Source organism: Flavobacterium sp. (assembly GCF_027531705.1).
Taxonomy (GTDB): domain Bacteria; phylum Bacteroidota; class Bacteroidia; order Flavobacteriales; family Flavobacteriaceae; genus Flavobacterium.
On record NZ_JAPZSP010000001.1, the window covers coordinates 59,841 to 73,144 of the forward strand.

Here is a 13,304-nt window from a genome sequence, read left to right on the forward strand (position 1 = left end):
ACTAAATTTTAGTCTTCTTTTTTGATAACATAAGTATAAATCCAAGTAATTGTGAATGTTGGAATTACATCGGTAAAAGGAACAAGTTCTTCTAAGAATCCAAAAATACCCGCAATTTTACCTGTATTTCCTTTGTACATTTTGGCCAGTAAAAGTCCCGAAATTGGTGCCCAAATAACATCTATAATTTCAGCAAATCCAGGAAAAACATAGGAAATCATTCCTATTAAGTCAAACAAAATTCCGACAACTAACTTCGCCATTTTATGCGATTTAACTTGAGGTATTGTTTCAACTTGCAATTCTTTTGTCATTTTTTATTCAATTTAAAAATTTGAATAAATCTATACAAAACAAATGCCAAACTATTTTGGCTGATTTATCATATTGAAAAAATCGTTTCTATTTTCTTTTTCATTAAAAATTCCACCGTATTGAATAGTCGAAGTATAACTAGATTCATCTTTAATTCCGCGACTTGATACACATAAATGGGTTGCTTCCATAACAACAATTACATTATCTGTTTCCAGAACTGTTTTTAACTCGTTGTATATTTGCATAATCAAACGCTCTTGCACTTGAGGGCGACGAGAATAATAATCTACAATTCTATTCAATTTAGACAATCCTATAACTTTTCCGCTAGAAACATAACCAATATGAGCTTTTCCAACTATTGGTAAAAAATGATGTTCACAGGTTGAGTTAAAACTAATATTGGCTTCAACCAACATTTTATCATAGTTATAGCTATTGTCAAAAACCGAAATTTTTGGCTTATTTGCAGGGTTCAAACCAGAAAAAATTTCTTGAATAAACATTTTAGCTACTCGATGTGGAGTTCCTTGTAAACTGTCATCAGTCATATCTAATCCCATTTCTTCCATAATTATATGGAAATGCTTTTCGATGGTTTGCATTTTGTCAGCATCCGATTTATCAAATGCATCTGGACGCAATGGTGTATCAGCCGATGTCATTTGATGATTATCGCCAATCAATTCGTAAATTTCTTTTTCAATTAATGTGTTCATGGCTAAATGAGATTAAATTATTTTGTTGAACAAATTTACAAAAACTTTAAACAAATAATTTTATTTAACGTTTATTTATTATTTATGCAACGATAAATATTTCTTATACCTACAAACAATTTAGGAAATACTTTGTTTCTTTGTGAAAAATAAAAAGATGATAAAAGCCTATAATATTCACAAGTATTACAATAGTTTACACGTATTAAAAGGTGTTGATTTACATATAAAAAAAGGTGAAATTGTATCAATTGTAGGTGCTTCTGGTGCCGGAAAAACAACTTTGCTTCAAATACTTGGAACATTAGACAAACCAAAAATTGAAAACGGAACTTCACTAACAATAAATAATGAAGAAGTTTTGAAAATGAATGACAAAGCCATTTCAAAATTTAGAAATCAACATTTGGGATTCATTTTTCAATTTCATCAATTATTACCTGAATTTACAGCTTTAGAAAATGTTTGTATTCCAGCTTATATCTTAGGAAAAGAAAAATCTGAAACCGAAAAAGAAGCCAAACGACTTCTGGAATATCTTGGTTTATCGCATAGAATTTCGCACAAACCAAACGAACTTTCTGGTGGCGAACAACAACGTGTAGCGGTTGCAAGAGCATTGATAAACAAACCTGCCGTGATTTTTGCCGATGAACCCTCGGGAAATTTAGATACTGCTTCTGCTGAAAATTTACATAAACTGTTTTTTCAACTTCGTGACGAATTTGGTCAAACCTTTGTAATTGTAACTCACAACGAAGAATTAGCCAATATGGCGGATAGAAAATTAGTGATGGTTGATGGTAAAATTAGTGTTTAGTAATCCTTTATAATGATTAATTTGAACAAAAGCGACCTCAAATCTTTTCTTGATGAGAAAGTGGAACTTTACAACAATCCAACTTTTATAGAATCAGATCCAATTCAAATTCCACATGCTTTTTCTTTGAAAGAAGATATTGAAATTGCAGGTTTTCTGGCAGCAACAATTGCTTGGGGAAATCGCAAAATGATTATCAATAACGCCAAAAAGATGATGGATTTGATGGGCAATTCACCTTACGATTTTGTACTAAATCATCAAGAATACCAACTTGAAAAACTCGATAATTTTGTACACAGAACTTTTAATGGTGGCGATTTTAAAACGTTTATTCTTTGTCTAAAAAATATTTACAATAACCACAACGGTTTGGAAGCTGTTTTTTCCAATTATGCCGAAAAGGATTCGATGCAAAAAAGCATATCAAATTTCAAACAAATTTTCTTTGAAGTTGAACATCAAAATCGAACACAAAAGCATATTTCTGATCCTCTGAATAATTCGGCTGCAAAGCGAATCAATATGTTTCTCCGTTGGATGGTTCGTCAAGACAAAAAAGGCGTTGATTTTGGCATTTGGAAAAGCATTTCGCCTTCACAATTATCTTGTCCACTTGATGTTCATTCAGGAAATGTTGCAAGAAAATTAGAACTTCTTTCAAGAAAACAAAACGATGCAAAAGCCTTGTCGGAACTCGATACTAATTTGCGATTACAAGACAAAAATGATCCTGTAAAATACGATTTTGCGTTATTTGGTCTTGGTGTTTTTGAAAAGTTTTAGATTGTTTTTTACACGAATTTCACCAATTTTCACGAATTTAAAATACAATTTAAAATTACACAAATTCATTAATAATTACAATTTGTGAAATTAACAAAGATGCATTTTCGTGCAAATTCGTGAAATTCGTGTAAACCAACAAAACCGTGAAAAACTTCTCACTAGAAAATCAATTTTAAAAACCCTATCTTTGCACAAAATTCAAGCAAATGAGCACTTTTGAGCAATTCAATCTTCCAAAATCCGTACAAAAAGCAATAGACGAATTGGGTTTTACAACTCCTACTCCTATTCAGGAAAAATCGTTTGCCGTGATAATGTCAGGTCGCGATATGATGGGAATTGCACAAACAGGAACAGGAAAAACCTTTGCCTACTTGCTACCATTGCTGAAACTTTACAAGTTTACACCAACCAATACACCTAAAATTGTAATTCTAGTTCCAACACGTGAATTAGTGGTGCAAGTAGTCGAAGAAGTTGAGAAATTAACCAAATACATGTCGGTTAAAACACTCGGAATTTATGGTGGCGTAAACATCAACACGCAAAAGAAAGCCGTTTTTGACGGAATAGATATTTTGGTTGGAACTCCAGGACGCGTAATGGATTTAGCTTTAGATGCTTACATACGATTTGACGAAACACAAAAATTGGTTATTGACGAATTTGATGAAATGCTAAATTTGGGTTTCAGACCACAAATCACTTCGATTTTGTCGATGATGAAAACCAAACGTCAAAACATTTTGTTTTCGGCAACCATGACAGATGAAGTAGATCAAGTTTTGAATGATTATTTCGATTTTCCTGAAGAAGTAACTCTTGCAGCATCTGGAACACCGTTAGAAAATATTACTCAATTAGTTTATAAAGTTCAAAATTTTAATACCAAAATCAATTTACTGAAACATTTGTTGCAGAATGATGAATCTATGAGTCGTATTTTGGTTTTTGTCAATAACAAAAAGATTTCCGACATGCTTCATGAGCGAATTGAAGCTGAATTTGAAGGGCAATTTGGTATCATTCACTCTAATAAATCTCAAAATTACAGATTAAATACGATGGCTAGTTTTCAAAAAGGAAATTTGCGTGGTTTAATCACAACAGACGTTATGGCTCGTGGTTTGGATATTTCAAATATTACACACGTTATCAACTTTGAAATGCCCGAAGAACCAGAATTATACATGCACAGAATTGGTAGAACTGGTCGTGCCGATGCCAATGGAACTGCTATAAGTTTTTACACAAACCGTGAGGAAGAAGTTAAAATTGAGATTGAATTATTGATGAATCGTGAGTTGAATCCAGAAGTTTTTCCTAAAGAAGTTGAAATTTCTACTCATTTGATTGGTCCAGAAAAAGACAAAGAAAAAATCAAATTTTTACTCAAAAAACCAAAATTAGAAGGTGAAGGCGCTTTTCATGAAAAAGCCAAGAAAAACACCAAAGTAAATCTCGGCGGACCATCGAAAACAAAGAAAAAAACATCGGGTTCTGTCAACCGAAATATGTTGCGCGAACAAAATAAAAAAAGAGCAAAGAAAAAATAAAACACTATATTTGTTTCACTGTTTAATTTTAATTGTTTATAAATATGGATTTAGAGGCGAAAAAATTACATTTTATTGAAGAATTTCTAAAAATTAATGATGTAAAGATTATTGATAAATTAGAAAAAGTAATCAATATTAGTTTTAATAAAACTTCTAAAAAGACTGAAACACCAATGTCTTTAGAAGAATTTACTAAAACAATTGATATTTCACATAAGCAACATTTAAACGACGAAACTTTAACTGAAGAAGAAGTTGATACACTTATTGATTCTTGGAAATGAAAATAGTTTGGTCAATTTTTGCTACAAAACAATTGAAAAAAATTAGAGAAAGCTATTCTCAAAATACAATTTCAAATATTATAATACGAACAAAAGCTTTAAAAGAATTTCCTTTTATTGGACAAAAGGAAGAATTATTAAATTTTAGAAATGAGGATTTTAGGTATTTAATTGAAGGCAAATTCAAAATAATTTATTGTGTTGACAAAGAAACAATTCGTATTTATTCAGTTTTTCACACTAAACAAAATCCAGAAAAAATCAAAAATTTAGATTAAAAAATGCAATTTAAACACCCAGAAATTCTCTACTTCTTATTTTTATTGGTTATTCCAATTCTGGTTCACTTATTTCAATTACGTCGTTTCAAAAAAGAATATTTTACCAATGTTAAAATTCTAAAAGAACTTTCTATTCAAACCAGAAAAAGTTCTAAACTAAAAAAATGGTTGCTTCTTGCGACACGTTTATTATTGCTGGCATCTGTCATCATTGCTTTTGCACAACCATTTTTTACAGCAAAAGACAGCAAAAACGCTTCCAACGAACTTTATATCATTCTCGATAATTCATACAGTATGCAAGCCAAAGGTCAAAAAGGCGAATTACTAAAACGTGCTGTTGAAGATTTACTAGAGCATGCTCCTGAAAATCAGAGTCTTTCTTTACTTACCAATTCGGAAAATTTTTGGAATACCGATATAAAATCGATTCAAAAAGAATTACAGAATTTAAAATACAGTGCAACTGCCTTCAATCTGGAAAGTGTTCTCAATCAAGTAAAAGCCAGAAAATCAGCCTTTGGTAAAGATGTTGTGATTATAACAGATGCAGTTGGATTAGAAGGTAAACAATTGAGTAGCATCAATAAAGATTTGAATACTTTGTTTGTAGTTCCAAAAGCAGAACAGAAAAATAATATTTCAATTGATAGTGTTTTTATCAATCAAACGCTGGATAATTTTTATGAAATTGGTGTCAAATTAACTACTTATGGTGATGATTTGAAAGAAATTCCGATTGGTTTGTACAACAAAGAAAAATTGGTTGCTAAAACATTGGTTAAATTAGAATCGAAAAGTAAAACAATGAATTTTACGATTCCGAAAGAAGATTTTAATGGCTATTTTTCTATTTCTGATAATGGTTTGGATTATGATAATCAATTGTATTTCAGTATTTCAAAACCAGAAAAGAAAAATGTAATTAGCATTGGTGAAACAGAGAAAAGCAATTTTTTAAGTAGAATTTATACAAGTGATGAATTTGAATATAAAAACTTTCCAATAGAAAATTTAGATTACAACAGCCTTGAAAAACAAGATGCCATTGTGTTGAATGAGCTAAAAGAAATTCCACAAGCCTTACAAACAACTTTAAAATCATTTGTTGAAAAAGGCGGAAATTTGGTAATCATTCCAGCAACAGAAAGTTCGCTACCAAATTTGAATAGTTTTCTTTCAAACATTGCAAATATGCAGTTTGGGGCGGTTTCTACATCTGAAAAAATGGTAACCAAAATTCATTTTAATCATCCGTTATTTCAATCGGTTTTCGATAAAAAAATTGATAATTTTCAATATCCAAACACAAAAAGTGCTTTTACCATTTCAAGTGCAACACCAGCGATTTTGAGTTACCAAGACCAATCTTCATTTTTGACTGCAAAGTCTAATGGAATTTCGACCGTTTATGTTTTTGCAGCAGCTATTAATAAAACAAATTCCAACTTTCAGAATTCACCGTTAATTGTACCAACTTTTTACAACATGGCACAAAATGACCAAAAAACGGGTGTAGTTTCGATGAAAATTGGTGAAAACAATCCGTTTATAGTTGATGTCGAATTGGCAAAAGATGAGATTTTAGAAGTAAAAAGCACTTCGAAAACGACAGGCGAAATATTCATTCCGGTACAACAAATTTTGAATAATAAAGCCAAAATGACGTTTAACGATTTGCCAAAAGAAGCTGGAAATTATGGCGTTTTTAATCAAAATAAATTAATCAAGAACATAAGTTTTAACTATTCAAGAACTGAAGGAAACATTGATAAATCTAACATTGATGCTCTTTCTAATTACAAAATAGTGGAATCAATCGAATCTGTTTTTGACACATTAAAGTTTGATCGCCAAGATACTTCAATATGGAAATGGTTTGTTTTCTTAACCTTGCTTTTTCTGGTGTTGGAAATACTAATTCAAAAATTTGTGAAATAGACTAAAAATTAAAACTATGAAACTAATTATTAGAGAAGCCAAGATTATCGACTCACAAAGTTCTTTTCATAACCAAACGGTCGATTTGCAAATTGAAAATGGAATTTTGACTAAAATTGGTGCCAAACTTTCAAACGAAAACAATTTTGAAGAACTAAAATTAGATAATCTTCATGTTTCACAAGGTTGGTTTGATAGTAGTGTAAGTCTAGGTGAACCCGGATTTGAAGACCGAGAAACTATAGAAAATGGTTTGAATGTGGCTGCCAAAAATGGGTTTACAGCAATAGCATTACAACCCAACTCCTACCCGATTATTGATAACCAATCGCAAGTAAATTTTGTAAAATCAAAAGCGCAAAATAAAGCAACCGATATATATCCGATTGGCGCTTTGACCAAAAATAGTGAAGGAAAAGATTTGGCAGAACTTTACGATATGAAAAACGCTGGATCAGTTGCTTTTGGCGATTATGGAAAGAATCTAGACAATTCCAATTTGCTAAAAATAGCTTTACAATACACACAAGATTTTGACGGATTGGTTATAGCTTTTTCGCAAGATGCCAATATCAAAGGAAATGGTGTTGCCAATGAAGGAATAGTTTCAACAAGATTAGGATTAAAAGGAATTCCGAATTTGGCTGAAGAATTATTGGTGGCCAGAAATCTTTTTATACTTGAATATACTGGTGGAAAGCTACATATTCCAACCATTTCAACAGCAAAATCAGTTACTTTGATAAAAGAAGCAAAAGCCAAAGGTTTGAAAGTAACTTGTAGTGTTGCCGTGCACCATTTGGTAATGACAGATGAAAAATTAGACGGATTTGATACACGTTATAAAGTTTCGCCACCTTTGCGAAATGAAGCAGATAGAAAAGCATTACTTGAAGGTGTTTTGGATGGTACAATCGACATGATAACTTCTGATCACAATCCTATTGACATTGAACACAAAAAAATGGAATTTGATTTGGCTAAAAATGGCACAATCGGACTTGAAAGTGCTTTCGGAAGTTTGCTAACAGTGCTTCCGCTTGAAGTTGTGGTTTCCAAATTAACTTCAGGAAAAAGCTTATTCGGAATTGAAAATCAAAGTATAAAAGAAGGTTCTATAGCAACAATCACACTTTTCAATCCTTCAACAGAATCAATTTTTACAAAAGAAAACATTCTTTCAAAATCAAAAAATTCCGCTTTTATTGGACAACCGATGAAAGGAAAAGTTTATGGAATTGTCAATAACAAACAATTAATTTTAGCCTAATGGACAAACAAACAATTGATGCTGGAAAATCAGCAGCCATAACTAGTTATATTTTAATTGTAGGCGTTTTAATAGCTATGTCGATGAATGCTGAACCGAAAAATCCATTTGCAGCATTTCATATTCGTCAATCATTAGGATTATCTATTTTATTTGTTTCACTAGGATTGATAATAAGTAATTTTGATAACATAATGATTTCGTCATCAATGTGGTTATTTGTTTCAATATTATGGACTTACGGTATTTTTACTGCTATAAAAGGTGAAATGAGACCAATTCCGCTTTTGGGAGTTTTTTTTCAAAAATGGTTAAAATCTTAGAAAGACAAAAAAACTAAATTATGAGTTTACATTATATTATTAGAGAACCGAAAATTAAATTAGAAAAAAATCCGTTGTTGCTGTTGCTACATGGTTATGGTAGCAATGAAGAAGATTTATTTTCGTTTGCGAGTGAACTTCCTGATACTTATTATGTTGTTTCAGCTCGCGCACCTTATGATATGATGTACGGAAGTTATGCTTGGTATGCTATCAACTTTGATGCTGATGAAAATAAATTTTCTGATATAAATCAAGCTAAGCAATCTCGTGATTTGATTGCAAATTTCATTGATGAATTGATTGCAAAATATCCAATTGATGCGCAAAATGTAAGTTTAATTGGTTTTAGCCAAGGTTCGATTTTGAGTTACGCCGTGGCGTTATCTTATCCAGAAAAAATTCAACGTGTTGTGGCTATGAGCGGTTATTTGAATACTGAAATGGCAACAGAAAATTTTGAGAAAAATGATTTTTCAAATTTAAAAATATTCGCTTCTCACGGAACTGTTGACCAAGTAATTCCAGTAGATTGGGCTAGAAAAGTTGCTCCAGCACTAACAGAAATAGGAATTCCAGTTGTTTACAAAGAATATCCTATTGGTCACGGCGTTTCACCACAAAATTTTTATGATTTTAAAAATTGGTTGGAGAATTAGAATCGTTTAGCATTAATTTTCTTTAACGAAATAATATCCTTTAGCTTTTAAGTACGAAGCCGTTTCATCTTTGGAAAAGTTAAAAACTTGGTTTGCTCTTTTATCTTCAAAAAGCAAAGTAACTTTTTCATTTTCAAACTCATATCTTCCAGAAACTACTTCGCTTTCGTCTAATTCTGAATTGTAATTATCAAATTCAAACCAGCCATTAGTAAAAAAGCTGATTTTTATTGCGGCAGCATGTGGCGTAAACCAATTTCCAAGAATTTCTTTATTTTTGTCTTCAAATTCAGCAAGTTCTTCTTCTAGTTGTTTATTTTCTTCAACTAGTTCATTAGTAGCTGAATCCAAAGTTTCAAAAGCAGTTTCAGTTGGTTTCATAACTTCTTTTGTTGCAATGCTATCCGTTTGTTTTACTTCTGCTTCAGTTTTTTTTGAATTGCAACTTGTAATTATTATTACTAAAATTGCTAGTACGTTTGTAATTGATTTCATTTAAAATAATTTTTTCTGGTGAAATTATTAATCCCAGTTATTATCTATATCAAATTTGGTTAAAAAGTCATTTAATTTTGCTTGATAACTTGCACTAGCTTTTTCGGTTATTACATCTGCTTGCTCGTTAGATTCAATTTTTTGCAAACCAAAATTACTTTCTACCCAATCAACAAATTCATAATGTGTATCGCTTTCTTCATAATCATCATCATTTTCATCTCTATAAAAATAAGCATTTCTATAAATTGAAATTTCGGTGTCAAAAGTTAGTAAATGAATAAGTTGTACCATATTTTCGGCTACTACAAAAATTCCGCCTTCATCGCCAAAAACAACAATTGGGCAGTTATCTAAATCATCATCAATCAACCATAAAGCATAACTGCTTCCTGAACCATTAGCTTTAGCAAATTCAATAAAAGAATTGTAAAAATCAGGATTATCACTGTATGTTTTTAAGCCAGTTTTGTTGTATTCATTAAGATAAAAACCATCTGAAAAAGTATCAAAATCAACTTCATTTGAAAAAAACAATAACTTTTCTAAACTATCCGGAATTTTATAAGAACCAAACTGATTTCTAAACTCTTCATTTGAAATATGGTTGTAAGTTTCATCAGAATTTTGGTCATCATTTTCTAGCAAATGTTCTACACTTTCAAATAATGCAAATAATGCAATTCTGCTGATAAGCGAATCACCATCTAAAGGCAATTCCCAAAAATATTTTTCTAATGTAAATTTATCATCTGTATAATATTCTATCGAAAACATATAGGATTTATCAGCAATATTTTGGATAACTCCTACTCTGTAATTAAAACCAGCCAATTGCATTTTGAAAATGTAATTATACCTTTCACCATTTGTTTCATATTGCATGGCATGATAATGTGCTTCGTTATCGCCAAGAACAAGTTTATCCTCGCTGTAATTATCAAAAACTGCTTCAAAAGCCGCATCAACATCATCTTTGTTATATTTTTTTACTTTCTCCAAGTCTAACATTGAAGTGGTGATAAACTCGCCACTTTCAAAACCCTCTTTTAGAATTTCGGAAGGCGAACAAGAATTTGGCAAATACTCTTGGAAAAACTTGTTTTCACCATCAATAATTACAGGAATTAATGTATAAATTGTATCACCATAACTAGCATATAAATTATCTGCTTTGGCAAAATACATCGACATATCATCGGCGTATGCAAAATGAGCTGTTAAGTTTCCTTTTACATACAAAAGGCCGTGATTATATTCGCCCATAACGACTTCGCAAGTCATGTCGCCAGCCACATAATGAATGTTTCCGAACAAGTGAATATTTTGAGCTTTAACATCTGAAAGTGCTATCAATGCAGGTGAGTTATCTGTGTCAAATGCCAAAACATAGCTTTTTGATTCCAATTTTTTACCAAAAATAAATCCTAAAACAAAAATATCAGGATTCTCATTTGTGCTGTAAACCAATTCTAATTTTTCAACTTCAACTTCAATGCTGGTATAAAGAAAAAAGGGATTATTTTCATAATTTGGAAAACGCCAAGTATCGTCGTAAACATCGTAAAGTAAATTACCTCCTAAATCAGTTAATTCACCGATAAGTTGATGTGCTTCATGAATATCCAACACTTGAAATTCAATGCCATCAACTATCATTTTGTCATAAGGTTTTACAAATTTTTTATGACGTAATTTTTCTGAATTTTCCATTTCTATTTGCTTTTCCCTTTCGTCTCGCTCCTTTTTTATTAGATAATCCAAATTTTCAGCTGGTACACTTTTTAGTGCAATTTTATACCATTTGATAGCTTCTTTTATCAAATGACTATCAAACAATGAGACATTTACGCCATATTCACTATATCGATCAATTTTTACATCATCGTTTTGTGTATTCTTATATTGAAGCTTGACCATTGTTGGATTTTCGTTCAAGTCAATTCTGAAATCATACGATAGCATGTCAAAAACTTCGCTGTTTTTGTTTTCAACTCCAATTCTTAACATAGCTCTTTTTTCGTCAAGCGTTTCTGGTCTTCTAAAACAAAAATTGAACGAACCGCGCCAAAATGCATTTTTATCACCATCAAACCAATCATAATATAATTCTTGCACAATGGGCAACTGAATCATGTTTAGAATCTCATCTGGTTTTACAACTTTTTGAAATTCATTAGCATAATAAATACCTTTTTCTGCTCTTTCAAGAATTTCTATCCAAAGTAATTGCATTATTCTAACCAAATCTGGTCTTTGAAAAATAGAAATAGGTGAAAAAACATTCAAATCGACATTTTTATAATACGCTATTAATGGTGGATTTTTACCAACTAATCGTTTCAACGGATTCATTTGACGTTTCCAAAAAAAGAATTCAGAACCATCATTTCCGTATACAATTATGGCAGCATCAACATTTGAACCAGATTGGCTAAGATGTGGTCGCGATATAAAAACTTGACAAGGAAAAGAATCGTCAACTAATGAAGTTTTGAAAATTTGTTCAGGATCATGTTCAGGAATTAAATCAATTAGTTTATCGAAATTGGGAACTTGATTTTGCAAAACTTCTTCGTTAGAAAATGAAGCATCAAAAAATAGTTTTGGAATTTCTTCTTTTACAATTTCCTTTGGCGATTCGTACACAATTGGCTTATTATCAATTAATAACTCAATGGCTTTACTTCTATCAAGAAATTGCAACCAAGTATACCAATCATCTTCATCTTCCTCTGCATCTCTAATTATTTCATCTACAAAAAATTGATCCAAAAATTCCATCGGATTTTCTGTCAACATCGAATCTAAAAAAAGATGGTTTATTAGAACATCGCCGTTCTGACCTTCATCAGAAATAGTTTCAGGGTAATGATATTCGTCGGTTTGCAGAAAATAATTAACTTTGATTTCACCTTTAACAGTCAAATCTCCATGATTGTAATCGCCCCAAAAAAGCTCTTTGACTTGAAGATTTTTTTCAACATAAATCTCTTGACCTCCAACCAACATGTTGTCTGCTTTTAGATTTCCTAAAACAATCAAACCCATTGCGCCATCAGTGTTGTGATTATAAATATTTTTGGCTGTAAAATTGCCATTTATAACAATCGCAAGTGTGCTTTCTTGTTTTAGATAAGCCGAATAATACTGATTTCGATTTTCAAAAGAAATAAACGGTGCATCTAAGTCGATGTTTACGGTTTCGTAATCTCCATCAATTAGCAGAAACGAACTATCGCTTTCAAGATTTCCATATTTTACAAGATTTGAATCATCTGGAATAAGAATTTTGATATCTTCATAGCTTACAAAACAAATTGAAACAATCGACTTTCCCCAAAGATTTACAGTTACACCTTTTTCTAAAAAAGGAATTGCATCATTAAATCTTGAATCAAAAACGGTAATTTGCTCTAATTTTTCGCATGAAAGCAATGGTGACAAATCTATCGAAGGATCAATTAATGCAACTGGATCAAACGAATTGAAATTGGGCAAATATTGAACATCTTCTAACGATTTTATATCAAATATATCGTCTTCACCATCCCAATTTGCAATAATTTTTAGGTAAATTTCATCGCCACCATCTGGATTAAAATGCGTTATAGAAGCAAGCATTTCGGGTGTAAACTCAAGTTCTTCACAAAATTTTACAATTTCAGGAATTGGCTTGTATGAGAAATCGGTTTCAATATTATTGTACTTTTTTACTAATTCATCTAGTTCAGTATCAAAAATATTTTTTCCAATGAAAAAGTCAATAACTTGTAACTTGAAATTAAAATCTTTGAATGTTATTTTTTGATTTTCGTTCATGATTAAAGAGAAAAGGTTTAGTTT

The 13,304-nt window shown here is 31.1% G+C and carries 13 protein-coding genes; 9 read left to right on the plus strand and 4 right to left on the minus strand.

Annotation, left to right across the window (positions count from 1 at the left end):
- Positions 1-8: 8 nt before the first annotated feature.
- Complete coding sequence (locus O9267_RS00325) at positions 9-314, minus strand: hypothetical protein (protein ID WP_298175148.1); 306 nt, start codon at positions 312-314, stop codon at positions 9-11.
- 51 nt (positions 315-365) lie between these two features.
- Positions 366-1,037, minus strand: coding sequence for a GTP cyclohydrolase I FolE (gene folE / locus O9267_RS00330; RefSeq protein WP_298175149.1), 672 nt, complete (start codon positions 1,035-1,037; stop codon positions 366-368).
- A 157-nt stretch (positions 1,038-1,194) separates the two neighbouring features.
- On the opposite strand from folE, the gene O9267_RS00335 reads away from it, so the two are divergent.
- The 9 genes from O9267_RS00335 (at position 1,195) to O9267_RS00375 (ending at position 8,963) form a co-directional block, all read left to right on the plus strand.
- Positions 1,195-1,857, plus strand: coding sequence for an ABC transporter ATP-binding protein (locus tag O9267_RS00335; protein WP_298175150.1), 663 nt, complete (start codon positions 1,195-1,197; stop codon positions 1,855-1,857).
- A gap of 21 nt (positions 1,858-1,878) precedes the next feature.
- Complete coding sequence (locus O9267_RS00340) at positions 1,879-2,643, plus strand: TIGR02757 family protein (protein ID WP_298175192.1); 765 nt, start codon at positions 1,879-1,881, stop codon at positions 2,641-2,643.
- 209 nt (positions 2,644-2,852) lie between these two features.
- A complete protein-coding gene (locus O9267_RS00345) occupies positions 2,853-4,202 on the plus strand; it encodes a DEAD/DEAH box helicase (RefSeq protein WP_298175151.1) in 1,350 nt (449 codons plus the stop codon).
- 44 nt (positions 4,203-4,246) lie between these two features.
- Positions 4,247-4,489, plus strand: a complete 243-nt coding sequence (locus tag O9267_RS00350; RefSeq protein WP_298175152.1) for a hypothetical protein — start codon at positions 4,247-4,249, stop codon at positions 4,487-4,489.
- Positions 4,486-4,767, plus strand: coding sequence for a type II toxin-antitoxin system RelE/ParE family toxin (locus tag O9267_RS00355; protein ID WP_298175153.1), 282 nt, complete (start codon positions 4,486-4,488; stop codon positions 4,765-4,767). The genes O9267_RS00350 and O9267_RS00355 overlap by 4 nt, the downstream gene beginning before the upstream one ends.
- Positions 4,768-4,770: 3 nt before the next feature.
- Positions 4,771-6,711, plus strand: coding sequence for a BatA and WFA domain-containing protein (locus O9267_RS00360; RefSeq protein ID WP_298175154.1), 1,941 nt, complete (start codon positions 4,771-4,773; stop codon positions 6,709-6,711).
- A 16-nt stretch (positions 6,712-6,727) separates the two neighbouring features.
- Complete coding sequence (locus O9267_RS00365; protein ID WP_298175155.1) at positions 6,728-7,981, plus strand: dihydroorotase; 1,254 nt, start codon at positions 6,728-6,730, stop codon at positions 7,979-7,981.
- A complete protein-coding gene (locus O9267_RS00370) occupies positions 7,981-8,304 on the plus strand; it encodes a hypothetical protein (protein WP_298175156.1) in 324 nt (107 codons plus the stop codon). Before O9267_RS00365 ends, O9267_RS00370 begins: the two co-directional genes overlap by 1 nt.
- A 20-nt stretch (positions 8,305-8,324) precedes the next feature.
- Positions 8,325-8,963, plus strand: coding sequence for an alpha/beta fold hydrolase (locus O9267_RS00375; RefSeq protein WP_298175157.1), 639 nt, complete (start codon positions 8,325-8,327; stop codon positions 8,961-8,963).
- A 12-nt stretch (positions 8,964-8,975) separates the two neighbouring features.
- On the opposite strand, the gene O9267_RS00380 is transcribed toward O9267_RS00375, so the two are convergent.
- Positions 8,976-9,458, minus strand: a complete 483-nt coding sequence (locus tag O9267_RS00380; protein WP_298175158.1) for a hypothetical protein — start codon at positions 9,456-9,458, stop codon at positions 8,976-8,978.
- 27 nt (positions 9,459-9,485) lie between these two features.
- Entirely contained in the window at positions 9,486-13,280 is a 3,795-nt protein-coding gene (locus O9267_RS00385) for a hypothetical protein (RefSeq protein WP_298175159.1), read from the minus strand.
- Positions 13,281-13,304: the final 24 nt, after the last annotated feature.

What these genes read in the sequence shown, in the direction of transcription:
- O9267_RS00325 (WP_298175148.1), bottom strand. Translation starts at nt 314, where the DNA reads ATGACAAAAGAATTGCAAGTTGAAACAATACCTCAAGTTAAATCGCAT.
- folE (WP_298175149.1), bottom strand. Translation starts at nt 1,037, where the DNA reads ATGAACACATTAATTGAAAAAGAAATTTACGAATTGATTGGCGATAAT.
- O9267_RS00335 (WP_298175150.1), top strand. Translation starts at nt 1,195, where the DNA reads ATGATAAAAGCCTATAATATTCACAAGTATTACAATAGTTTACACGTA.
- O9267_RS00345 (WP_298175151.1), top strand. Translation starts at nt 2,853, where the DNA reads ATGAGCACTTTTGAGCAATTCAATCTTCCAAAATCCGTACAAAAAGCA.
- O9267_RS00350 (WP_298175152.1), top strand. Translation starts at nt 4,247, where the DNA reads ATGGATTTAGAGGCGAAAAAATTACATTTTATTGAAGAATTTCTAAAA.
- O9267_RS00355 (WP_298175153.1), top strand. Translation starts at nt 4,486, where the DNA reads ATGAAAATAGTTTGGTCAATTTTTGCTACAAAACAATTGAAAAAAATT.
- O9267_RS00360 (WP_298175154.1), top strand. Translation starts at nt 4,771, where the DNA reads ATGCAATTTAAACACCCAGAAATTCTCTACTTCTTATTTTTATTGGTT.
- O9267_RS00365 (WP_298175155.1), top strand. Translation starts at nt 6,728, where the DNA reads ATGAAACTAATTATTAGAGAAGCCAAGATTATCGACTCACAAAGTTCT.
- O9267_RS00370 (WP_298175156.1), top strand. Translation starts at nt 7,981, where the DNA reads ATGGACAAACAAACAATTGATGCTGGAAAATCAGCAGCCATAACTAGT.
- O9267_RS00375 (WP_298175157.1), top strand. Translation starts at nt 8,325, where the DNA reads ATGAGTTTACATTATATTATTAGAGAACCGAAAATTAAATTAGAAAAA.
- O9267_RS00380 (WP_298175158.1), bottom strand. Translation starts at nt 9,458, where the DNA reads ATGAAATCAATTACAAACGTACTAGCAATTTTAGTAATAATAATTACA.
- O9267_RS00385 (WP_298175159.1), bottom strand. Translation starts at nt 13,280, where the DNA reads ATGAACGAAAATCAAAAAATAACATTCAAAGATTTTAATTTCAAGTTA.